The organism is Myxococcus virescens (assembly GCF_900101905.1).
In the GTDB taxonomy this organism is placed as follows: domain Bacteria; phylum Myxococcota; class Myxococcia; order Myxococcales; family Myxococcaceae; genus Myxococcus; species Myxococcus virescens.
Genome location: NZ_FNAJ01000002.1, coordinates 403,094 through 424,302 on the forward strand (window position 1 = coordinate 403,094; position 21,209 = coordinate 424,302).

Below are 21,209 nucleotides of genomic sequence, written 5' to 3' on the forward strand. Positions count from 1 at the left end.
CCTCAGGGCGCGTCGCGCAGCCGCAGGCCGATGCGCGCCAGCAGGGGCGGGCCCAGCGTGTCCACTCCGGCGCGGCCCGCGAGGTACTCGCGGTCGAAGAGGTTCTCCACCGCGCCGAAGACGTGCAGCTTCCAGAAGAGGCGGCGGCTGGCGGACACGTCCACCACGGCGTAGCCGCCCATGGGGCGCTCGTTGAGGTCGTCCTCGAACTGCGCGCCCGTCACGCGAAGCTGCACCGTGGCCGTCACGATGTCGGGGTCGTGGAAGGTGAGGATGGCGGTGCCCCGGTGTCGTGGGTCCTGGGCGAGCTGCTTGCCCACCAGCCCGGGCTGTCCGGGCGAGCGCGTCACGACAGGGTCCACGAAGGTGTACGCGAGCAGCGCCGTCCACTGGCGTGCCAGCCTCCAGTCCACGCTCGCCTCCACGCCGCGCACCCGCGCCTGTCCCAGGTTCTCCCGCTGTCGCGTGGAGCCATCCGGAAGCGGCTGCTCCAACGTGACGTTGGTGATGGGGTCGTCGAGCACGTTCCAGAAGCCCGTCACGCGCGTGGTGAGGCCCCGCGAGGAGGACTCGGCTTCCACGCCGGCCTCGGCGCCCCACAGTCGCTCCGCGCCCAGGTGGGCGTTGGCGGCGGTGAGGAGGGTGCCCACCTGGAAGGGGCGGTACAGCTCGTTGAGCGTGGGGGCGCGGAACGCACGGTAGGCGGAGGCGCGCAGGGTGAGCCCCTCCAGCGGACGCACTCGCAGGCCCAACCGTGGGCTGAGCTGCTGCTCGGTGCGGTCGTCGAAGCGCGTGGTGGCCACCGCGCCGTTGGCGCGCTCCAGACGCTGCTCACCGTCCTGGTTGCGCCACACGTCCATCCGGAGCGCGGCGCTGAGCTCCAAGGCGGGCGAGGGTGTGTAGAGGTCCTCGATGAAGACACCGCCGGACAATTGGGTGCCTCCGGTGTCGCGCAGGCGGAGGGCGGTCTCCGAGGGCGCGGGCGGGAAGAGCTGCTCCCGGGACGTGCCCGTCATGCGGCGCGCGTCCAGGCCCGCGGTGAGGACGTGCGTGCCCAGGGCCGTCCAGGACGGGCCGGTCCAGACGAGGGACGCGCCCTGGTCGTTGGCGGGCACATCCTGGCTGGCGGCCAGCGCCTCGGAAGAGCGGTCCTGGGGGATGCGCGCGCGGTCCTGTTCGAAGCGCTGCACGCGGCCGAAGAGGTCCAGCGTGAAGGTGCCGCCGTCCGCGGTGCGCAGCCGTGCCCCCGCGCCGAAGTGCGCCAGCTCCACGCGCGCGGTGGTGAGCCGGGTGCCGCCGTTCTGGTCCTCGCGGAACAGGCCAGCGCGGGCGGAGAGGGTGAGCGCATCGGTGGCATCCACTTCGACGCGCCCGTTGAGGACGGCATGGCTGCTGGGCGTGTCCGCGTCGATGGCGCCGCGCTGGGCGGCGCTGACGATGGGGTAGCCGTCGCTGTCGAGCAGCTCTGCCTCCAGCGAGGCGCGGACGGGACCCCACATCTGCACCCCGCGTGCCGCGAGCATGCCCGTATGCGCGTTGCCATAGGTGGCATCCGCGTCGAGCTGCGTTCCGGTGATGTCGCGTGACACGAGCTGCACGACGCCGCCGAGCGCGCCGCTGCCGTAGAGCGCGGAGCCGCCGCTGGGGACGACCTCGATGCGCTCGAGTCCGAGGCGTGGCAGCGAGCGCCAGAAAATCCAGCCACCAAACGGGTCGTTGACGGGGATGCCGTCGAGCAGCACGAGGCTGCGCGCCACGCCCGAAGGCGCGAGCCCGCGCAGGTTGAGTCCCTGCGCCGTCGGGTCGGAGACGAGGCTGGGCGTGCGGCGGAAGGTGGCGGCGGAGGGCACGGTGCGGACCAGCGAGTCCTGCGTCAGCGTGGGGCTCCGGTCGATTTCCGGGCGGGGGAGGACCGTGATGGTGGCGGGCACGTCCCTCGCCGGCCGGGGGCGGCGCGAGCCCGTGACGACGGTCCGCCCAGCGTCCGCATCCTCTGCCTCCGTCCGCTCCCGCGTGGGCGCATCCGTTGGCGGCTGCCCGTTCGTGTCGGGAACCTCCTGGGCCTCAGGCGCAGGCGCCGCCATCACCGTGGAGGAGGCGAGGGCCCAGAGCAGGGGCGCGAGCACCCGGATGCGGCGCACGTGAGGACTCCGATGAGTCACGAGGAGGTCGGGCATCGATGCCCGCTCTAGCAGCCCGACGCCCCGGTTCCAGGTCGTCGGGCGGATGGCCCCGCAGAAGGTGGCGACTGTCCGTCCGATGCTGAACGCACGCTCCAAACCCGGCTGCGTCATCCGCCGGCGCGGTTGCCCGCTACGTCCCGCACGGTGAGCACGGCGGCGTCCACCTCCGCCAGGATGCGACGCGCGTGCCGCAGGAAGGCTTCGCCCGCGGGGAGCAGGCGCATGCCACCCCGGGTCCGCTCGAAGAGGCGCGCTCCGAGTTCGTCCTCGAGCGCCTGGATGTGACGGCTGAGCGGCGGCTGCGTCAGGTGCAGGCGACGCGCGGCCCGGCCCACGTTGCACTCCTCGGCAACGGCGACGAAGGACTGGATGTGCGTAAGGCTCACGTCCGCCACTCTAGCGCTGTCGGCCATACCGAAACAGCATTGGACGCCAGGCACCCTGGACCCTCACCTTGGCGGCCATGAGCATTCCCTTGTTCAAGGGCACGGACGTCGAACGTCTGCGCCGAGCGAGTCAGGCCGCCGCCGGTACGCTGGCTTTCGTTGCCTCGAAGCTGACCCCCGGTGTCACCACGGCGGACATCGACCAGTGGGTTCGCGAGGACACGGCGCGCCGGGGTGGCAAGCCCAGTCAGTTGGGGTTCAAGGGCTACCCGGCCACCGTCTGTACCAGCCGCAACCACATCGTCTGTCACGGCATCCCGAACGCAGGCGAGCAGCTGGTCCGAGGGGACATCATCAACGTGGACGTGACGACGTGCCTGGACGGCTTCCACGGGGACACCTCCGCGACCTTCCTCATTGGCGAGGTGTCCGAAGACGCCCGTCGCATCGTGGACGTGGCGCGCCGGTGCCGTGACGCGGGCATCGCCGTCGTCCGCCATGGCGCGCGGCTGGGGGACATCGGCGCGGCCATCGAGGAGCTGGCGAAGAAGGAGGGCTGCAGCGTGGTGGAGGAGTTCGGCGGGCATGGCATCGGCCACCAGATGCATGGGCCGCCCACTGTGCCCCACACCGGCAAGCGAGGCTCGGGCATCAAGCTGCGCTCGGGCATGGTCCTCACCGTGGAGCCCATGGTGAATCTGGGACGGCCGGACATTCGCATCCTGGCCGACGGTTGGACGGTGGTGACGGAGGACGGCAGCCTGTCCGCGCAGTTCGAGCACACCATCCTGGTGACCCCTGACGGCTGTGAGGTGCTCACCCAGCCCGAGCTTGCCCTTTCGCTCGAAATCGCCTGCTGAACGCTTCCCCGCTCTGGGAGGGCGGGCAGGCGGCCGTGCCTGCCATGGGTCCTCGGGGTGCCTACCCTTGGAGGATAAGGGCAGGAGGCCGCGCGATGAAGAAGGAGATGCTGTTGTATGAACTGCACCCGGCACTGGTGCACATGCCACTGGCCTTGCTTCCCACGGCGGCCGTGGCGGACCTCATCTCGGTGACGACGGGCGACGGCGCCTGGGCCCGGGTGGCACGCCGCATCTGGGTGGCTGGCTCCATTGGTGGCCTGCTCGCGGGCGTGTCGGGACTGGCGGCCAGCCAGGAGGTCCGGCTGGAGACGCCGCGTGCCCGGGACATGACGTTCCTGCATGGCGTGGGCAACGCCTCCGTGCTGCTCGGCGCCTTGGGGGTGACGGTGTGGCGGCTGCGGCGCGAGCCCACCGCGGCCACCGTGGCGCTGGGGCTGGGCGCCTGTGGGCTGGCGCTCTGCACGGCGACGCTCGGCGGAAAGATGGTCTACGAGCTGGGCGTGGGACAACCCGCTTCAATGCGCGATGCGAACGCCCCCGCATTGCTGTCACGAGACGCGCCGCTGCTGCTGGTGCGTGACGCGCTTCGTGGAGTGCAGTGGCTGGTGACGCGTGCGCGGGAGGTGCTCGCCGGTGGGCGTCCGCTCGCGAAGGGCGCCGCGGGCACGGCGCCTGAGGACGAGTCGCTCACGTTGTCCTCGCCCGTCGCCGTGTTCCACGGCCCGGGCCGTCCCATGCCTCAGGCGTAGTGCCCGCCCTTCCGGCGTCCATGTCATGACACTTCGGCGTGACGTGGATACCCCCGCACAGACTGCTGCGGGGTAGGTTTGCCGTCCCCGGCAAATGGCGCTAGAGCTCCGCGCCAGCGAGTGGGGGACGACGCATGCGCACACGAGGGGAAGTCGCAGCGGTAGTGCTGGGCATCATGCTGGTCGGAGCGGGTGCTTCGTTGCTGGTCCCCCGGTGGGCGCTCGGCAATCAAGGGGTACCGCGCGAAGTCGCCCGGACGCCCGCGGCTCCACCCCAGGTCGCCGCCGAGCCGCGCTTCCACGTCGAACCCGCGAAGGATGACACCGGCCGCGCGGGGCAGGTGGCGAGCCTTCGCGACGAAGCGCCGGAATGGGAGCGGTTCGCTGCGCGCGCGCTGGTGCCGCTGACGCCGGACGAACGGGCCTTGCTTCGAGAAGAGCCGGTGGACGATCTGGCGGCGCTGGTGACGCGCACGGAGCGCGCCTTCATGGACGCAACGCCCGAAGCACGCGTGGAGAAGGAACGGCGCTATCTGGCGGCGCTGAACCTGGTGGCGAAGCTGGCCACGCCGCCGGAGCCCTCTGCCGAGGACCTCCGCGCGCGCGAAGTGGACGCGCGCTACCAGCAGGCGCTCACCGTGGAGCAGGTGAAGTGGCGGTCGCTTCCGCCAGAGGAAAAGTCGCGTCAGCATGACGCCTTCAAGGAAGCCTTCTTCCGCGCGGAGGAGACGCGATGAAGGCGCTTCCGAGGAGTCTCCTCGCGCTGGTGTTGCTGGCGCCCGCATTGGTGCTGGCCGGGCCGCACTACGTGGCCTCGCGTGACTGGGGCTCCTTCATCTGGTTGAGCACGTGGCTGGACGCGGGGCAGACGTACACCTTCGAGACGCGGGATTTGACGGGCACCGCGCCGGACACCGTCCTTCACGTGCTCCGGGACCGGGGCGGCTGGAGCCAGGTGGCCATGGGTGACGACTGCGCGGGCGCGGCGCGTTCCTGCGTGACGTTCACCGCGCCAGACTCCGGGCTCTACCGCGTCTGGGTGCGCGCCTATGCGGAAGGACGCGGCGGGACGGCCAGCCTGTATCGCAATGGAGCGCTCCTCCTGAGCAACCAGCCCTTCGGCGGCGTGCCGCTCAGCTTCGCCTGGAACGTGAAGGACACCTTCCGGGCCACGTCCACGACGCCGGGCGCCGGGGACCACCTGGTCTTCCTGCTGCGCTCCAACGCGGAGTACCTGCAACACGACGATGACAGTGGGCCTCGCTCCTACCCGCTGGTCGTCGCGGCGAGCACACAGAACGCGGGCGCCCAGCGCGTGGTGGTGGGCCGCTTTCCCGGCAGTACGGGCACGGCCAGCTTCGTCCACGACGACGCGCTGTGGTCCACCATCTTCAGCGACAACGACGAGGATGAAGACGGCATCTCCAATGCCCTGGAGCCGCTGGTGGGGATGAACCCGGACTCGAAGGACTCGGACGGGGATGGGATACCGGACACGCTGGAGCTGTTCGGCAATGACGGCTTCTCCTTCTCCGAGTGGGGCAGCCCCACGGTGAAGGACCTCTACGTGGAGGTGGATTGGATGGAGCACCCCTCCAATCCCTACCTCACGCGGAAGCCCTATGCCGGGCTGGTGGCGGACGCGGCGGCGGTGTTCGCGCGGGACGCGGGCGCGCGGCTGCATGCCTTCGTCGACAGCGCGCTGCCCTGGCATGAAGTGGTGTGCTTCGGCGCGTGCAGCGGCGGCGTGGACTTCTATTCACTGAAGCAGGGCGGGTTCTCCACCGGGTACCCGGAGCGGCGGCCCTACTTCCACTATGCGGTGTGGGCCTACCGGCAGGGCAGCAGCACGTCGTGTTCCTCCGGCAAGGCGGAGGTGCTGGGAAATGACCTCATCATCAGCCTGGGCTGCTGGAGCAGCCCGAGCATCCAGGAACAGCGTGGCACCTTCATCCACGAGCTGGGCCACAACCTGGCGCTGGACCACAACGGCAACGACGTGGCGGGGCAGACCAGCGTGGTGCACGCCAGCGTGATGAACTACCGCTACCAGATGCTCGGCGTGGGCTCGCCGGGCTCGCACACGTACTCGTTTGGAGGCAATGCGTGCGCGGCGTGTAGCGCGTCCCCCAAGAGCAAGTGTGTCTCCTGCCGGAACGGCTTCCTGGGATGCGGCTTCCCTGGGTGCGGCTCGTGCGACTGCGATGTGAATGAGTGGGGCGCCGTGGAGCTGGACTTCCTGGACGACGGCGACGCGGACGACGGCGCCCACCGCGCGCTGCTGGCGAAGTACGCTCCAGACGACAAGGGAGGGCCGGTGCGGTTCCAGCCGCGCGTGCCCCACGCGGAGCCACCCGTCGCGGCGCGTCGCCTGAAGGTGGAGCGCACGCGGGAGCGGCTGCGGGCGCGGGGGCAGGTGGAGGGGCAGGACTTCTTCGTGTCGACCGACGGCACGACGCTGTACGCTGAGTGCCCATGAGCATTCGCCCGCGCCCGGCCCGTTGTCGTGCCCCGGTGCGCTGGGCGCGCGGCGCCGCGGGGCTCCTCCTGACCGGCTTGATGGGCTGCCAGATGAAGTGCTCCGAGCCGGTCCCCGACGCCAGGGGCGCCTTTTCGCTCCGGCGCGAGAGCCCGTGTGTCCAGGTCTGGCGCGCGGCCCAGGTGGACGTGGCGTTCAAGGAAGAGCCCGAGGACGCCGCGCGGCAGCGCACGGACACGCGGCTGGAGCGCCGCTTCACCGTCGCCCGGCAGCTGCGCGGTGCGTACCGGCACCAGGACCGGTGGGCCTCGGTGCTGGAGTACGAGGCGGGGCCGGTGCGCGGCGGCGTGAGCTACGGCCTCCAGGTGCCGGACATGCTGGCGGACCTGACGGGTCAGGTCGTTCAGTGGACCAGCCATCGCGAGCCCGCGTCCTGTCCTACGAAGGAGGATGGTGAGGTTCCCGTGTTGTTGTCGGGAGACACCCTGCGGGACGCGGAGGGCCGGCTGTTGCTGCTCACGGTGCCGAGTGCTCCCACCACCATCGCGGGAGACGTGCTGCTTCCTCCAGGGCTCGTTCCGGAGCTGGGCTTCCAATGGGAGGACGCGGGCTGCACGCTGGCGGATGGGACGCATGCGCTGGACGTCCAACTCCGTGTGACGCACGCGAATCGTTCGCAAGGCCCGGGGACCACGGTGACCGCGGAGGTAGGACAGCCGGCCCCGCTGACCCTGGACGGTGTGCGCTATGTCGTTCGGGTGGCGCGTGCCACGGCGGATATGCAGGGCCGGTGTGGGCAGGCTGTCTTCACGCTGACGCGCGAGGACCTGCTCGAACAGGGGCAGCCCGGACCCTGAGTCACGGCGCTGGATGCCGTTCCTGGAAATAGTCTGCCTTACCGCTCGTTGTGCGGGACCGGTATGTAGGCATGCCGCGCCCAAGCGCTTCATGCGTGGCGTGGGCCCAGGCCTGCTATCTTCGCGGGCTTCAACGGACACCTGAGGGACGACACCATGCGAAGCGGGCTGAAGCGGAACTGGGCGGGGTTCGCGGTGGGCGGCCTGCTCGGCGCATGGGTGCTCGGCTGTGGCGGCTCGACGACGGAGGGCCTGGAGTCGCTGGAGCAGGGGACCGCGCCGCCCGCGTCCGTCTCCGTGGACCTGTCGAGCGTGGACCTCCGCACCCGGCTGGAGTCCATCGCCGGCCTCACGGTGCTGACCGACGTCGAGGTCAACGGCTTCCGCTTCTTCACGATGGACTACGAGCAGCCCGTGGACCACCTGCGTCCCTGGGGCACGCGCTTCCAGCAGCGGGTGACGCTGATGCACCGCTCGGAGACGGCGCCCATGGTGCTGGACACGGAAGGCACCGCCATCTTCGAGGAGCCCATCCCCGCCGAGCCCACGGACCTGCTCCAGGGCAACCAGCTCACCGTGGAGCACCGCTTCTACGGCGCGTCCAAGCCAGCCGACATGGACTGGCGGAAGCTGACGATGTGGCAGGCGGCCGCGGATGCCCACCGGCTCGTCGAGGCCTTCAAGCCGCTGTACGGCGGGCGCTGGCTGTCCACCGGCGTCTTCAAGGGCGGCACCGCCGCCCTGGCCCACCGCTTCTATTTCCCGAACGACGTCCACGCCACGGTGACCTATTCGGCGCAGCACAACCGGGGCCTCCATGACGCGCGCCACGGGCGCTTCATCCTCACCAAGGTGGGCGACGCGGCCTGCCGCCAGCAGCTCGCCTCCCTCCAGTACGCCGCGCTGACCCGCCGCGACGAGCTGCTGCCCTTCATGGATGGCTACGACGCCCAGGGCTTCACCTTCAACACGCTGGGGAAGGACCGCGCCTTCGAGTTCGCCGTCATCGAGGTGCCCTTCATCTTCTGGCAGTACTACGGCATGGCGGGGACGTGTGAAGGGCTGCCCTCGCCGGAGGCGAGCGCGGAGGAGCTCTTCGCCTTCTTCAGCTACGTCTCCACGCTGGAGTTCACCTTCTCCGACCAGGCGCTGGAGGAGTCGGCGCCGCTCTACTACCAGGGCGCCACGCAGCTGGGCGGCCCGGGGTACCCGGAGGTTCACCTGCGGCCGTTGCTGCGCTACGCCGGTGAGCACCTCCCCACGCGCTTCCCGCCCACGGGCGTGCGCAAGCAGTACGAGCCGTGGACCGTGGGCCTGCTGGAGGCGTGGACCCGCTTCGAGGCCAAGCGGGTGCTGCTCGTCTATGGAGACCTGAGCCCCTGGTCCGCCAGCGCCTTCAGCACCACGACGGGCAACGACGCGTACCGCGTCATCGCTGATGACAGCATCGGCTTCTTCGGCACGCTGAGCGCGCTGCCGGAGCCGCAGCGGAGCTTCCTGCTCGGGCGCCTGTCGGAGTGGGCGGACGCCCCGGTGCAGCTCCCGACGGGGATGGATGCCCTGCGGCGCCGCGAGTCGAGCGACGCGCGCATGAAGGCCTACCGCGCCCGGTAGCGGGCCGGACTGCATGTGCGTGTCTTGACATTGTGCTCAACCCCTCTTGGCGTCCAGGCGGCCGTGACTACCTTCCGCCCGACTTTCAGGAGGGGTGCACGAATGCTGAAGAACATGCTGATGGCCGCGGCGTTGGGCGTTCTGGTGGTGGGCACGGGCTGCCACCGCAACACGCGGGAGAGCGCCGAGAACGACGCCGAGCGCGCCGTCGACAAGACGGAGGACGCCGCGGATGAGGCGGGCGACAAGATCGAGGACACGGCCGAGGAGGCCGGGGACAAGATCGAAGACGCCACCGACAACTGAGCGTGCTTGCGCGGTGGTCTGCTCCGAGCGGGCAGGCCGCCGCTGTTTCACCAGACCGGCTCAGGCCGGGCTGGAGTCGATGACCTTCTTCGCGATGCCGAAGGAGAAGCCCGCCCGGGCCAGCGCGGCCAGGTCCCGCTTCCGATTCTCCTCCCGGGTGCCGGGCTGCGTGCGGAAGGGACCCAGCCGCTTCTTCCGTGCCCAGATTCGCGCGGCATCTTCCTCGGACACCTCGTGGGTGGCGTCGGCGACCTTCTTCGCCACGACTTCCGCGGGGACGCCCTTGAGGCGCAGCTTCTGGGCAATCACCCGCGTGCTGCGGCCCGAGGCGCGCAGTGAGTGCGCCTTCATCTGGGCATAGGCTTCGTCGTTGAGCAGGCCGTTGCGCACCAGCTTCGCGACCAGCGCCTCCACCCAGGCCAGCGCCTCGCCGCGCTCACCACCGTGGAACTTGATGGAGCGGTCCACCCGGCGCAGCAGCACGCGCTGCAACTGGCTCTTCGTCGCCGCGTAACGCTTCAGGTAGTGCAGCGCCGCGTTCTCCAGGTAGGTGGGGGACACCTTCCGGGGCCGCTTCGGACCGCGCTCCTTCTTCTTGTCGGGTCCTCCCCGCGCCTCATCCATCACGGGCCTGGGTCTACCACCCAGGTCCGACACCTGGAAGGAACGCTGGGAGGAGCGTGCGGCCCGTCAGTCGCTCCCTGACTGGTAGAGCGCGCACGCCGTGCCGGACGGGTCTTCGATGAAGCAGGAGCGGCCCGTCTTGGCGGAGCCGCGAATCGTCCCGAGCACCCGGCCCCCCATCGCGGTGACGCGCTCCAGGCTCTGCTCCAGGTCCGCCACGGTGATTCACCGTGAGGTCCATCCAACCCACGCTCCCCACTGCTGGCTTCTTCCTGTCCGTGTTCCTGCCCTTCAAAGTGTCCGTGGCGCGCTAGCCCAGCGACTTCAGGGACTCCGGCACCTGCCAGTCCGGCTTGAGGCGGGAGATGACCTTGGCCAGGTTCTCCTTGTCCTGGGCCTTCTCCAGCGCGGCCTCGGGCGTAATCACGTCGTCCTTCACCAGCCGCTCCAGGTGCATGTCCAGCGTCTGCATGCCCTGGCCCTGGCCCGCCTGCATCTTCGAGGCAATCTGGAACACCTTGCCCTCGCGAATCATGGAGGCGATGGCGGGCCCGCCCACCAGGATTTCGAGCGCGGCCACGCGGCCCTTGCCGTCCGCCGTCTTGATGAGCTGCTGGGCGACGATGCCCGCCAGGCTCTCCGCCAGCATGCCGCGCACCTGCTGCTGCTCGTCGGCGGGGAAGGCGTTGATGATGCGGTCGATGGTGGCCGGCGCGCTGTTGGTGTGCACCGTGGCGAACACCAGCACGCCGAAGCTCGCCAACTGGAGCGCCAGCTTCATCGTCTCGTTGGTGCGGAGCTCGCCAATGAGGATGACGTTGGGGTCCTCGCGGCCCGCGGAGCGGATGGCGGTGGCGAAGCTGGACGCGTGCGGGCCCACTTCCCGGTGCGTCACCTGCGCCCGCATGGACTCGTGCACGAACTCCACCGGGTCTTCGATGGTGAGCACGTGCGCGGGCCGCGTCTTGTTGATGTAGTTGATCATCGCGGCCAGCGTGGTGGACTTGCCGCTGCCCGTGGGGCCGGTGACGAGCACCAGCCCGCTGCGGCGCTCCGACAGCTTGCGCACCACCTCCGGCGTCTTCAGGTCCTCCAGCGACAGCACCTTGCTGGGGATGGTGCGGAAGACGGCCGCCAGGCCCGTCATCTTGTTGAAGTAGTTGGCGCGGAAGCGGGCCTTCGTCCCGTAGCTGTAGGCGAAGTCCAGGTCCAGGTCCTCGACAATCTGCCGCTGCTGCTCCGGCGAGCAGATTTCGAAGAGCAGCGCCTGCATCTCCGGCGCGCTGAGGGGCTGCTCGCGCAGCGGCACCAGCTCGCCGCGGATGCGGCCCATGGGCGGGTAGCCGATGCCCAGGTGCAGGTCGCTGCCCTTCTGCTCCAGCAGCGCATCGAACAGGACGGCCAGACGGGGCGTCGTCATCTCAGGAGCCCTTCCTTCCCATCAGCGAGCCCATCTTGCTGAGCAGCCTCGCGCTATCCTGCTGCGTCTCCGGCGCGGCCACGGTGGCGCCGGACCGCTTGCCCGTCACCACCGCCTCCAACTCGTCCGGGTTGTCCGCGAAGCCCTTGGCGACCTCCAGCTTCACCTTCCCGGCGCGCACCAGGTCCGCCAGCGAGTCCTCGAAGCGGATGATGCCCAGGCTCTTGCCGCGCTGCTGGAGCGAGGGAATCTGGAACGTCTTGTTGTCGCGGATGAGGTTGCCCAGCGACACCGAGCCCGGCAGCACCTCCGCCGCGGCCACCAGCCCCTTGCCGTCCGCGCTTGGCATCAGCCGCTGGCTGACGATGAGCCGCAGGCCGCTGGACAGCGACAGGCGCACCTGCTGCTGGTCCCCCGGCGGGAAGAGGTCGATGAGCCGGTCGATGGTCTTCGCCGCGCTCGGCGTGTTCATGGTGCTGATGAGCAGGTGGCCCGTCTCGGCGGCGGACAGCGCCATGCGCACCGTCTCCGTGTCGCGCAGCTCGCCCACCACGATGACGTCCGGGTCTTCACGCAGGCTCCCCTTCAGCGCGCTGGCGAACGTCTTGGTGTGCGAGCCCACCTCGCGCTGGCTGATGAGCGCGCGCTTGCGCGGGTGGACGAACTCCACCGGGTCCTCCACGGTGAGCACGTGGTGGGACGTCTCGCGGTTGATGAGGTCCACGAGCGCCGCCAGCGTGCTCGTCTTTCCGTGGCCGGACGGGCCGGTGATGACGATGAGTCCCTGGTGATGGTGCGTGGCCTTGGCGATGTCGGCGGGCAGGCCCAGCGACTCCAGCGTGGGCACTTCCCGCGCAATCAGCCGGAAGGTGCCCTTGAGGCCGGTGCGCTGGCGGCTGACGTTGACCCGGAAGCGCCCCATCTCCGGCGTCTCCAGGGAGAAGTCGCAGCTGCCCTCGCGCTCCAGGACGGGCCGCAGCCGCTCCGGCACCACCGGCAGCAGCAGCTTCTCCACCGTCGTCGCGTCCAGCACCGGGCCCTGCGCCATCAGCTCGCCCGCGAAGCGGAAGAGGGGCGGGCGCTCCGCGATGATGTGAACGTCGCTGGCCAGGCCCCGGCGGCCTTCCTCCAGCAACACGGCCAGCTCGCGCCCCGCGCCGGTGAAGGTCCGGGCCGGCGCGGCCACCGGACGGGCCGCCGCGGGCTCGGGCGCACGTGCTGCGTGGGCCGCCGTGGGCTCGGGCGTGCGGTATGCCGGAGCAGGGGCGGGCTCGGGCGTCCGATAGGACGGTGCCGCGGCCTGCACGGGCGCTGGGGCGGCGGGACGCGCGGGCTGCGCGGACGCGGGCGCCGCGGGACGCGCGTTGGCGGCCTGGGCGGCGGCCCCCGCGTCGGCGGCCCGGCTGAGGCGCAGGTGGATGAGGTCTCCTCGCCGCATGGCGGCGATGGACAGCGAGCCCAGGCCGGTGGCGTTGACGGTCCACTGGACCGGCGTCTCCGTGACGGTGGAGGCCCGGGCCACGCCCACCATGGCCTGCAGGGCGCGAGTGATGTCCTCGGCCGTGGCGGTGGTGGGGTCTACCGGCTCATAGCCATTGGCGCCGCGGATCATCGGCGGACGGCCGGTGGCCAGGGTCAACTCGGTGACACCCGGACGCGACAGGTGCCGCAACAGTTCTGCGAGCGATTTCATGCGGGATGTCGGCTCAGCCGCGACAGCGCGCGGGCGCGGGGGAGCCGCAGGATAGACGACATCGCGCGGAATCCGGCCACCCCTTGTCCCAGGATTGCCCGCCTGCTTCCGGACAGACGGAAATCGTCCGTGCCTGACGGAGACTGTCACCTGGAATGCGGGGGGGAGGGAGCTCCGGGACCCACCAGGGGCCCGCTCGGAGCAGCAGGCGGGAGGAGGGCCCCCCGCCCGGCGGCATTACGTCCCGTGGAGTCTAGAGCTCGCGGGACATCAGGAGGCGAAGCTTCCCGGACTTCTTGGAGACCACCGTGGCCACCGTGGTGAAGCCTTCCTTCCGGTAGAAGCTCACCGCGGGCGAGTTGGACGGATCCACCCGCAGGGCGATGGTCTTCCGGTACATGTCCCGGGCCGCCTTCAGCGCCTGCTCCAGCAGGATGTTGCCCAGGCCCTTGCGGCGCAGCTCGGGCTTCACCACGATGTTGCGCAGGTACGCCGCGCCCGGAACCGGGCCGTCCCGCTCCACCGTGACATAGCCGACAAGCTGGCTTTGCAGCTTCGCCACATGGATGAAGGGCTTGAGCTGCGTCAGGGCCTTGAGGCTGTCCTCCTGCGTCTCACCCCGGCTCTTCCAGGGCTCAGAGCCGGCGCGCAGGTCCGCCACCGCCGTCATGTCTTCGTCGGTGGGCAGGCCGAACTTCACCGCCGCCATCAGGTCGTTGGGGAGGCCAGCCACATCCAGTATCGGTGCTGGGGCCACCTCCACGCCTGCGTCCACCTGCTTCATCGTCATCGCCTTGCTCCTCCGTCGAGTTGCGATCCTAACCGCTCCGGCGGCACCGGTGCACGCGGTGATTCCGCGCACATTGTCCCATGAAGTGAGGAGAGGCCCTCCTCTCCGCTGGTGAGGAGCCGGATTTCGTCGAACCGGCCATGCGTTCAGCCCATTCCAAGGATGAGCATCGCCTCCACGCCTGGCACCCTGCCGGCCTTCCGTGTCGGGCCGCTTCCCACTATAAAACCCGCAGTCGGGCGCGAAGGCGTCAAACTCCTCCGCTCGACCGTCAGCCAGAGCCCCACCTTGCAACTCAACCATGCCCAGCGAGAGCTGACGCTCAAGATCGTCTACTACGGGCCCGGCCTCAGCGGGAAGACGACGAATCTGCGTCATCTCCACGCGAAAGCGTCCCCGGAGGTGCGGGGGCGGTTGCTGACCGTGGAGACACACGACGACCGCACGCTCTTCTTCGACCTGCTGCCCGTCTTCTTCTCCACGTCCTCCGGCTTCAAGGTGAAGGTGAAGCTCTTCACCGTGCCGGGCCAGGTCATCCACAACGCCACCCGGCGCATCGTCCTGCAGGGCGCGGACGCGGTGGTCTTCATCGCGGACAGCCGCCGCGGCGCCACGGCGGACAACAACGCCTACTGGCGCAACCTCCAGGAGAACATGAAGGAGAACAACCTGGACCCCAGCCAGGTCCCGGTGGTCATCCAGTTCAACAAGAAGGACCTGCCGGACGCGCGCACGGATGCCGAAATCGAGGAGTCGCGCCGGCGTGGCGGCGAGGCGGTGGTGGGCGCGGTGGCGCTGCGGGGCGAAGGCGTGCTGGAGACCTTCCACGCGGTGGCGCAGGCCGCCTACCGGCGGCTCGACTTGCGCGCCCACCTGGCGCGCAACCTGGGCCTGACGGAGGCGGAGTTCCTGGGCCAGATCTTCCGGCGCATGGACCTCACGGGCACGGCGTTGGCCTCCATGTACGGGCGCGCGGCGGGTGAAGCGCGCAGCGGAGACGGGCGATGAACGGCGCGTCGGGCAACGGGGCGTCGGACGGCGTGGGCGCCTCGCGCCGTGAGTCCGTGCTCCAGCGGAGGCTGTCGCTGGCGGACATGCTGGACCTTCCCTCCTTCGTGGAGGTGGTGCGGAGCTTCAGCGAACTGTACCGCGTGGGCATCAAGGTGATGGACACCGCGGGCGACAAGCTGGCCGACGTGAAGGTGGGCCACGGCGACTTCTGCTCGTACGTGTTCGGCTTCCCGGAGAGCCGCTCGCGCTGCACCGCCACGGTGGCCCGCGTGAAGGATGGACCGGTGGCCCTGGTGCAGGGCGCCCGGCCCGCGCGAGGTGACGGCTCGGAGGCGGCGGGCATCATCGCGCTGCCGTGCTTCACCGGCCTGCGCTACCTGGTGATGCCGGTGCGCTGGGAGGGCGACGAGCTGGGCCGCGTCATCCTGGGTCCCTTCACGCCGGAGGAGCTGGCGGACTTCCCGCCGTCGCTGACGGACATCTCTGGGGTGGACCTGTCGCGCGCGCACGAACTGGTGGCCCGCGTGCGGCGCGTGCCCGAACGCACCGCCGCGCAGGTGCTGGTGCACTTCGGGCAGGTGCTCGCCGCGCTGGTGGCCAGCGGGCAGCGCGCCTTCCTGGCGACGCAGCTCCACATCGAGGCGATGCTGGAGACGCACCGGGATTTGGAGGCGAACAACGCCCGGCTGGCGCAGGCGAACACCCGCCTGAAGGAGCTGGACCGGCTGAAGTCCACCTTCCTGGGCACGGTGAGCCACGAGCTGCGCACGCCGCTGGCTTCCATCATCGGCTACTCGGAGATGCTCGCTGAGGGCCTGGCCGGCGCGCTCAACCCGGAGCAGCTGCTCTACGTGCGCACCATCGTGGAGAAGGGCGAGTCGCTGCTCAACCTCATCTCCTCCATCCTGGACCTGAGCCAGATTGAAGCCGGACGGCTGCGCCTGGTGATGGGCCCCGTGGACCTGGGCAGCGTCATCCAGACGGCGGTGTCCAGCGTGGCGCCCCAGGCGCAGCGCAAGGGCGTGGAGCTGGAGGTGCGCCTGCCGCCGTTGCCTCAGCCGCGCCTGGCCGCGGACGCGGACAAGCTGCGCCAGGTGGTGGTGAACCTGCTCGCCAACGCGGTGAAATTCACCTCGTCCGGGGGCCGGGTGTCGGTGGTGATGTCGGAGGCCACCGCGCAGAAGGAGCTGGCCGCGCCGGGCTACCGCGTGAGCGTGGAAGACACCGGCATGGGCATCCGCGAGGACCAGTTCGAGAACATCTTCCAGAGCTTCTACCAGGTGGACGGCAGCTCCACGCGCGAGCACGGCGGCGCGGGGCTGGGACTGGCCATCGTGAAGAGCCTGGTGGAAGGCCACGGCGGCCGTGTGTCCGTGGAAAGCGAGTTCGGCCGGGGCTCTCGCTTCACCGTGGTGCTGCCGCTCCAGCCGCCGCTGTCGGAGCACGGCGGCTTCTCCGCGCTGGCGCCCACGCCGTCGCCCAGCGGACACGACCGCTTCTGACGCGACCTGACGCACCGGGGGACTGAACTGAGTTCCCCGGCCGGAAGGGCTCCCGCGTATCCTCGCGCGCATGCTCTCCGGACGCCCCCCCGCCTCCTCCTACGTACTCATCGACGCCGAGAACATCGACTGGGCTGTGTCCAACGTGGTGGGGCGCAAGCCCGAGTCCCAGGACCGCGTCCAGTTCGACCGGCTCGTGTCCTTCTGTGAGACGAACTTCCCGGCGCCCGTGCGCTGCGTGGTGGTGCTCAACGCCCGCGGGGAGCAGCTGCCGGACGTCATGATTGGCTTCGTGCGCGCGCTCAAGTCCGCCGGCTGCGACGTGGCCCTGCTCTACGGCCGCCCCGACCAGAAGGTGGTGGACCTGGGCATCCTGAAGCTGCTGGAGAACATCCGCACCCAGCGCCCCGGCGCGGCGGTGGTGCTCGCCAGCCATGACGGCGCGGACTTCGCGGACGCGCTCAAGCCCATGCTGGAGGAGAAGCGCCAGGTGGCCGTGCTCGGCCTGCGTGAATACGTCAGCCAGCGCTTCCGGGAGCTCGTCCCCTCCGGGCTCAAGATTCTGGATTTGGAGTTGAACGCCAAGGTGTTCAACCGGCCCCTGCCGCGCATGCTCCCTGTCAACGTGGACGAGTTCGACCCGGGGCTGTTCTTGTAGCAATGGCAGTCACATGACCCGCCAGGGCTGTGGTGATTCCTGTCACAGCCCGGCGTATTCTGAGAGTGCGGTAAAACATGGCATGACGCTTGAAGTCGCTTCTCCTGAGCTCAGGGATTCCCCCTGGGTCGTCAGGAGCCTTCATGCGTTCGTCTCGTCGCGTTGGAACCGCCCTCTGGGCCGCCGTCTTCTCGCTCGCTCTTCCGCTCAGCCAGGCCCACGCCGCTGACGACTGTGTGGAGTTCCAGGGGCTCCAGCACTGTGGCCTTGGCGCCGTCAAGGTGAGCGGTTCGGAGAAGGGCGTTCGCATCGACAGCCAGGAGAAGGAGCCCTCCGGTAAGGCCGGCGTCGCCATCCACACGCCGCCCGCGGCGGCCTGGACGGCGGAGACCCAGTCGGACGGCGCGCAGCGCAACTTCTTCACCGCCTACGCCGAGGATGTGCCGGTCAGCACGTCCACCGTCAGCTCGTCGCGGGAGTCCACCTCGTACTCCGCGACGTTCACCGGCTCCGGTGACGCGACCACCTACTCCGTGCTCGCGTACTACAACGGCCGGCTCCAGGCCGCCGTGGGTGGCATCCGCAGCGGTGACACGGGCGCCGTGGGCATCATGGTCCCCAACCCGGGCTGGACGCCGAACTGCCGCCCGCGCACCCAGACGTATGCCCAGTGTGAGTCGGCCTGCTACGCGAACGGCTACTCCAACTGCAACTACTGCAACACGCTGTGTCCCCTCACCGTGGGCTTCGCGAGCGCTCAGCTCAGCAGCGCCTGCTTGTGGCAGTACACCGTCGCGGAGCCGGGGGTCCGGCTGCCGAACGGCCAGATTGTCCGGGCTGACCAGCTCGTGTTGCAGGAGGAGATCTCGGGCCCGTCCAACTACCCGTACCTCAACTTCAACCGCATCGACCTGCAGACCACCGCGCGCTCGACGGTCATCACTGGCGAGTCCCTGGTCCCCGCCGGCAAGTAGTCATCGCGTCGTTTCGGCCTGGAGCGGGCTCAGGGGGGAAGCCCGCTCCGGGCCGTTGTCTGTCCCGTTCCAAATCCTCTCTCCGAAGAGCGTCCCATGAAGGCATCGTGGTGGTTGACGGCCCTGCTGCTCACGGCGGGAGCACCCAGGCAGGAGAACGCCGCCCCCGCGCCGGGCGCGGCCGTCTCGGAGGTGCCCGGGCGCCCGGACGACGAGGCCCTGGCGGGGGGCGGCACCACGGTGTTTGACGTCTCGCACAATGCCTATGGCCGCGCGCTGGGAAACCTGGCGCCCACGCGCTGGTACCAGATGCGCGAAGGCAAGGTGTTGTTCATGCGGGACTGGGCCGCGCATGAAGAAGGGCTGGCGGGCCCGCTGACGAACGCCGCCGGGTGTGGTTCGTGTCACTTCAAGGATGGCCGGGGCCGCCCGCTGCCCGACGTGGGGCCGGAGGCGCCGCTGCTCGTCCGGTTGAGCGTGCCCGCGAAGGACGCGCCCGCGGGGCGTCACGAGCCCGTCTACGGCGTGCAGCTCAATGACCGTGGGACCGCGGACGTCCCGGCCGAGGGCACGGTCCAGGTCTCCTATACGGACGTGAAGGGGATGTACGCGGACGGGACGCCGTACACGCTGCGCCAGCCGCGCTACCGCATCAACCAACTGGGCTATGGGAAGCTGGCGCCCGAGGTGATGCTCTCGCCGCGCATCCCCTCCCAGCTCTTCGGCCTGGGGCTGCTGGCGGCCATCCCGGATGAAGCCATCCACGCCCTGGCGGACGCGGATGACCGCGATGGGGACGGCGTCTCCGGCCGTCCGAACCGCGTGGTCAGCGTCCACTCCGGCAAGGCGGAGCTGGGCCGCTTCGGGTGGAAGGCCAATCAGCCCACGCTGGAGCAACAGGTCGCCAGCGCCTTCTCCGAGGACCTGGGACTGACGTCACCGCTCTATCCGGAGAGCAACTGCACGGCGAAGCAGGCAGGCTGCATGACGCGAGTGGCCGCCAGGGGCCCCGCGTTGTCGCGCCACGTCCTGGAGCGGACGACGCTGTACCTGCGGCTCATCGGCGTGCCCGCGCGGCGCGACGTGTTGGAGCCCACCGTGATGAAGGGACAGGTCCTCTTCCAGCAGGCGGGCTGCGCGGCGTGCCACCAGCGGGAGTTCACCACGGGCACGGTCGAGGACGTCCCCGAGCTGTCCAACCAACGCATCCGCCCGTACACGGACCTGCTGCTGCACGACATGGGGCCGGAGCTGGCGGACGGCCGCCCTGACGGAGAGGCGAGCGGCACCGAGTGGAGGACGCCGCCCTTGTGGGGCCTGGGGCTGCTGGAGACGGTGAACCGTCAGGTGCGGATGCTCCACGACGGGCGCGCGCGCAGCTTCGAGGAGGCCATCCTCTGGCACGGCGGCGAAGGCGCTCGTGCCCGCGAGCGCTTCAAGGCCTTGGGCAAGGCGGAGCGTGAGGCATTGGTGGCCTTCCTGCGCTCGCTCTGAACGCGAGCGCAGGGGGCGCCGCCGTCAGCTGTTGGCCATGGCGGTGCGGAGGCTGTCCAGGATGTAGTACCGGAGCTCCTCGCTCGTCATCTCAGGCGTCTCCTTCAGCTTCTTTTCGGCGAACTTCTTCCATTCGTGCAGCTCGTTGGGCGTTGGCTCGCTCGACGGTTGCGAGGGCCCGGCCTCGTTGAGGTAGATGAGCCAGCCGTAGGCCGCCCGGATGTGGTCTTCGATGCGATTGCTGGCGGGGGCGTCCGTCCCCATCTTCTCGTTGCGCATCGCGTCCTGGATGGCGAACTTGAGCTCCTCCGGGGAGATGTCCTTGTTCTCCTTCTTCTTCTCGTTGGCGAAGGCGCGCCAGCGCCGCATCTCCTCGGGCGTGGCGTCGCGCTCCTGTCCCTCGTAGCAGAAGGACACCCACTTGACGGCGTCCTGGATGAACTTGTCGATGTTGGTGGTGCCCGTGCCGTCCATGCCCGTCGCCTTCACGCGGATGGCGTCCTGGATGGCGAACTTGAGCGCCTCCGGCGTGATGTCCGGGTTCGCCTTCTGGTGCTTTCGGGCGAAGTCGCGCCAGTGTGCCAGTTCCCCGGCGGTGGGCTTGCGCTCCTGGCCCTCGTAGCATTGGGTGACCCACTTGACGCCGTCCTCGATGAACTTGTCGATGTTCAGCGGCGTCGCCTCACCGGTCCCCGTCATCTTCGCGCGCACGGCGTCGGTGATGGCGTACTTGAGGTGCTCCGGCGAGATTTCCGGGTCCTTCTTCAACTGCTCCTGGGCGAAGGCGCGCCACTCCTTCAGCTCCGCGGGCGTGGCCTTGCGCTCCTTGTCCTCGTAGCACTGGGTGACCCACTTGACGGCGTCCTGGATGAACTTGTCGATGTTCTCCGGCGTCACCGCGTCCGTCCCCAGCACCTTCCCCCGGACGGCGTCGATGATGGCGTACTTGAGCTCCTCCGGGGTCGTCTTCGGATTCTTGCTCATCAGGTCGGCGGCGAAGGCGCGCCAGTGCTGCATGTCCGCCTCCGTGGGAGGGGGCGCCTTGTCGTCGTAGCACTGGTGGACCCACGCGAGGGCCTCGGAGATGAACCTGTCGGTGTTCGCCGGCGAATGGGCGTCCAGTCCGTCCCGCTCCAAGCGCAGCTTGTCTTGGATGGCGAAGCGGACCTCCTCGGCGGTGATTTCGGGGTCCTTGTTGCGGAGCTCCCGCGCGAAGTCCAGCCACTTGGAGCGCTCGGGCCCGCTCGCCCAGCGCTCGCCTTTGAAGACATTCCGGTATGCTTCGGCAATGCACTCCGCCAGGCGCTCATCCCGGAGCGGGCCCAGGGCGGAGGGGAGAATCTCCTTGCCGAAGGGGGGCTGCGGGGTGCCCGGAGTCCCCGGGGCCTGGGCGGCGAAGGTGCTGGCGGGGGCTGCTTTTGTCACGCTCTGCGTTGGAAGCACGGAGCCGAGCAGGTCCACCCACTGCTGGGCAGTGACGTCCTTTGGGCCCGTGGGGCTCGTCTGGGTTTTGGACGTGGAAACGAAAGGCAGCCGCTCGCCAATCTTCGACATGAAATTCCCCCAGGAGATGGAAGTCCCAATCTTGATGTTGTCTTGGATTGGT

The 21,209-nt window shown here is 69.6% G+C and carries 20 protein-coding genes; 12 read left to right on the forward strand and 8 right to left on the reverse strand.

The features are described from left to right. Nucleotides 1-2: 2 nt before the first annotated feature. Nucleotides 3-2,294, reverse strand: a complete 2,292-nt coding sequence (locus BLU09_RS08345; protein ID WP_090488006.1) for a TonB-dependent receptor — start codon at nt 2,292-2,294, stop codon at nt 3-5. Next, nucleotides 2,291-2,569, reverse strand: a complete 279-nt coding sequence (locus BLU09_RS08350; RefSeq protein ID WP_090488753.1) for a LysR family transcriptional regulator — start codon at nt 2,567-2,569, stop codon at nt 2,291-2,293. The genes BLU09_RS08345 and BLU09_RS08350 overlap by 4 nt, the downstream gene beginning before the upstream one ends. Nucleotides 2,570-2,646: 77 nt before the next feature. On the opposite strand from BLU09_RS08350, the gene map reads away from it, so the two are divergent. The 7 genes from map to BLU09_RS08385 all read left to right on the forward strand — a co-directional run bounded on the left by map (nt 2,647) and on the right by BLU09_RS08385 (nt 9,437). Next, a complete protein-coding gene (map, locus tag BLU09_RS08355; protein ID WP_090488008.1) occupies nt 2,647-3,429 on the forward strand; it encodes a type I methionyl aminopeptidase in 783 nt (260 codons plus the stop codon). 95 nt (nt 3,430-3,524) lie between these two features. Beyond that, on the forward strand, nt 3,525-4,181 hold the full coding sequence (locus BLU09_RS08360) for a DUF2231 domain-containing protein (RefSeq protein ID WP_244171533.1): 657 nt from the start codon (nt 3,525-3,527) through the stop codon (nt 4,179-4,181). Between the two features lie 134 nt (nt 4,182-4,315). Continuing rightward, entirely contained in the window at nt 4,316-4,918 is a 603-nt protein-coding gene (locus BLU09_RS08365; RefSeq protein WP_090488012.1) for a hypothetical protein, read from the forward strand. Continuing rightward, a complete protein-coding gene (locus tag BLU09_RS08370) occupies nt 4,915-6,660 on the forward strand; it encodes a hypothetical protein (protein WP_090488014.1) in 1,746 nt (581 codons plus the stop codon). The genes BLU09_RS08365 and BLU09_RS08370 overlap by 4 nt, the downstream gene beginning before the upstream one ends. Continuing rightward, on the forward strand, nt 6,657-7,517 hold the full coding sequence (locus BLU09_RS08375) for a hypothetical protein (protein WP_244171534.1): 861 nt from the start codon (nt 6,657-6,659) through the stop codon (nt 7,515-7,517). Before BLU09_RS08370 ends, BLU09_RS08375 begins: the two co-directional genes overlap by 4 nt. 156 nt (nt 7,518-7,673) lie before the next feature. Continuing rightward, entirely contained in the window at nt 7,674-9,131 is a 1,458-nt protein-coding gene (locus BLU09_RS08380; RefSeq protein WP_090488018.1) for a S28 family serine protease, read from the forward strand. Nucleotides 9,132-9,233: 102 nt separating this feature from the next. After that, nucleotides 9,234-9,437, forward strand: a complete 204-nt coding sequence (locus tag BLU09_RS08385; RefSeq protein ID WP_090488020.1) for a hypothetical protein — start codon at nt 9,234-9,236, stop codon at nt 9,435-9,437. Between the two features lie 60 nt (nt 9,438-9,497). Here the strand turns inward: BLU09_RS08385 and BLU09_RS08390 are convergent, their stop codons facing one another. From BLU09_RS08390 to BLU09_RS08405, 5 genes are all read right to left on the reverse strand, one after another. Continuing rightward, nucleotides 9,498-10,061 carry a regulatory protein RecX gene (locus tag BLU09_RS08390; RefSeq protein WP_090488022.1) on the reverse strand — a complete coding sequence of 188 codons (564 nt, stop codon included), beginning with the start codon at nt 10,059-10,061 and terminating at the stop codon, nt 9,498-9,500. 66 nt (nt 10,062-10,127) lie between these two features. Next, complete coding sequence (locus BLU09_RS38700; RefSeq protein WP_167371041.1) at nt 10,128-10,280, reverse strand: VOC family protein; 153 nt, start codon at nt 10,278-10,280, stop codon at nt 10,128-10,130. A 91-nt stretch (nt 10,281-10,371) separates the two neighbouring features. Continuing rightward, nucleotides 10,372-11,481 (reverse strand): type IV pilus twitching motility protein PilT, encoded by a 1,110-nt coding sequence (locus tag BLU09_RS08395; protein ID WP_090488024.1) that lies wholly within the window; start codon nt 11,479-11,481, stop codon nt 10,372-10,374. Between the two features lies 1 nt (nt 11,482). Further along, nucleotides 11,483-13,174, reverse strand: coding sequence for a type IV pilus twitching motility protein PilT (locus tag BLU09_RS08400; protein WP_090488027.1), 1,692 nt, complete (start codon nt 13,172-13,174; stop codon nt 11,483-11,485). Nucleotides 13,175-13,427: 253 nt separating this feature from the next. Next, the gene (locus BLU09_RS08405; RefSeq protein ID WP_011556629.1) at nt 13,428-13,964 is read right to left on the reverse strand and encodes a GNAT family N-acetyltransferase; all 537 of its coding nucleotides are present in this window, start codon (nt 13,962-13,964) and stop codon (nt 13,428-13,430) included. A 288-nt stretch (nt 13,965-14,252) separates the two neighbouring features. Between BLU09_RS08405 and BLU09_RS08410 the strand changes: the two genes are divergently transcribed. The 5 genes from BLU09_RS08410 (at nt 14,253) to BLU09_RS08430 (ending at nt 19,603) form a co-directional block, all read left to right on the forward strand. After that, entirely contained in the window at nt 14,253-14,972 is a 720-nt protein-coding gene (locus tag BLU09_RS08410; RefSeq protein ID WP_090488029.1) for a GTP-binding protein, read from the forward strand. Further along, complete coding sequence (locus tag BLU09_RS08415; RefSeq protein ID WP_090488031.1) at nt 14,969-16,477, forward strand: ATP-binding protein; 1,509 nt, start codon at nt 14,969-14,971, stop codon at nt 16,475-16,477. Before BLU09_RS08410 ends, BLU09_RS08415 begins: the two co-directional genes overlap by 4 nt. Before the next feature lie 70 nt (nt 16,478-16,547). Then, nucleotides 16,548-17,135, forward strand: a complete 588-nt coding sequence (locus tag BLU09_RS08420) for an NYN domain-containing protein (protein ID WP_011556626.1) — start codon at nt 16,548-16,550, stop codon at nt 17,133-17,135. A 143-nt stretch (nt 17,136-17,278) separates the two neighbouring features. Beyond that, nucleotides 17,279-18,109 carry a hypothetical protein gene (locus BLU09_RS08425; protein WP_244171535.1) on the forward strand — a complete coding sequence of 277 codons (831 nt, stop codon included), beginning with the start codon at nt 17,279-17,281 and terminating at the stop codon, nt 18,107-18,109. A 96-nt stretch (nt 18,110-18,205) separates the two neighbouring features. Next, on the forward strand, nt 18,206-19,603 hold the full coding sequence (locus tag BLU09_RS08430; RefSeq protein WP_090488035.1) for a di-heme oxidoreductase family protein: 1,398 nt from the start codon (nt 18,206-18,208) through the stop codon (nt 19,601-19,603). A gap of 24 nt (nt 19,604-19,627) precedes the next feature. Here BLU09_RS08430 and BLU09_RS08435 read toward each other — a convergent pair whose 3' ends face one another. Continuing rightward, nucleotides 19,628-21,157, reverse strand: a complete 1,530-nt coding sequence (locus tag BLU09_RS08435) for a hypothetical protein (RefSeq protein ID WP_090488037.1) — start codon at nt 21,155-21,157, stop codon at nt 19,628-19,630. Nucleotides 21,158-21,209 lie beyond the last annotated feature (52 nt).

Bases quoted from the DNA above. Each gene is read 5' to 3' on its own strand.
- BLU09_RS08405 (WP_011556629.1), bottom strand. From the start codon at position 13,964: ATGACGATGAAGCAGGTGGACGCAGGCGTGGAGGTGGCCCCAGCACCG.
- BLU09_RS08375 (WP_244171534.1), top strand. From the start codon at position 6,657: ATGAGCATTCGCCCGCGCCCGGCCCGTTGTCGTGCCCCGGTGCGCTGG.
- BLU09_RS08415 (WP_090488031.1), top strand. From the start codon at position 14,969: ATGAACGGCGCGTCGGGCAACGGGGCGTCGGACGGCGTGGGCGCCTCG.
- BLU09_RS08370 (WP_090488014.1), top strand. From the start codon at position 4,915: ATGAAGGCGCTTCCGAGGAGTCTCCTCGCGCTGGTGTTGCTGGCGCCC.
- BLU09_RS08425 (WP_244171535.1), top strand. From the start codon at position 17,279: ATGCGTTCGTCTCGTCGCGTTGGAACCGCCCTCTGGGCCGCCGTCTTC.
- BLU09_RS08365 (WP_090488012.1), top strand. From the start codon at position 4,316: ATGCGCACACGAGGGGAAGTCGCAGCGGTAGTGCTGGGCATCATGCTG.
- BLU09_RS08420 (WP_011556626.1), top strand. From the start codon at position 16,548: ATGCTCTCCGGACGCCCCCCCGCCTCCTCCTACGTACTCATCGACGCC.
- BLU09_RS08380 (WP_090488018.1), top strand. From the start codon at position 7,674: ATGCGAAGCGGGCTGAAGCGGAACTGGGCGGGGTTCGCGGTGGGCGGC.
- BLU09_RS08395 (WP_090488024.1), bottom strand. From the start codon at position 11,481: ATGACGACGCCCCGTCTGGCCGTCCTGTTCGATGCGCTGCTGGAGCAG.
- BLU09_RS08385 (WP_090488020.1), top strand. From the start codon at position 9,234: ATGCTGAAGAACATGCTGATGGCCGCGGCGTTGGGCGTTCTGGTGGTG.
- BLU09_RS08345 (WP_090488006.1), bottom strand. From the start codon at position 2,294: ATGACGCAGCCGGGTTTGGAGCGTGCGTTCAGCATCGGACGGACAGTC.
- BLU09_RS08360 (WP_244171533.1), top strand. From the start codon at position 3,525: ATGAAGAAGGAGATGCTGTTGTATGAACTGCACCCGGCACTGGTGCAC.
- BLU09_RS08390 (WP_090488022.1), bottom strand. From the start codon at position 10,061: ATGGATGAGGCGCGGGGAGGACCCGACAAGAAGAAGGAGCGCGGTCCG.
- map (WP_090488008.1), top strand. From the start codon at position 2,647: ATGAGCATTCCCTTGTTCAAGGGCACGGACGTCGAACGTCTGCGCCGA.
- BLU09_RS08400 (WP_090488027.1), bottom strand. From the start codon at position 13,174: ATGAAATCGCTCGCAGAACTGTTGCGGCACCTGTCGCGTCCGGGTGTC.
- BLU09_RS08435 (WP_090488037.1), bottom strand. From the start codon at position 21,157: ATGTCGAAGATTGGCGAGCGGCTGCCTTTCGTTTCCACGTCCAAAACC.
- BLU09_RS08430 (WP_090488035.1), top strand. From the start codon at position 18,206: ATGAAGGCATCGTGGTGGTTGACGGCCCTGCTGCTCACGGCGGGAGCA.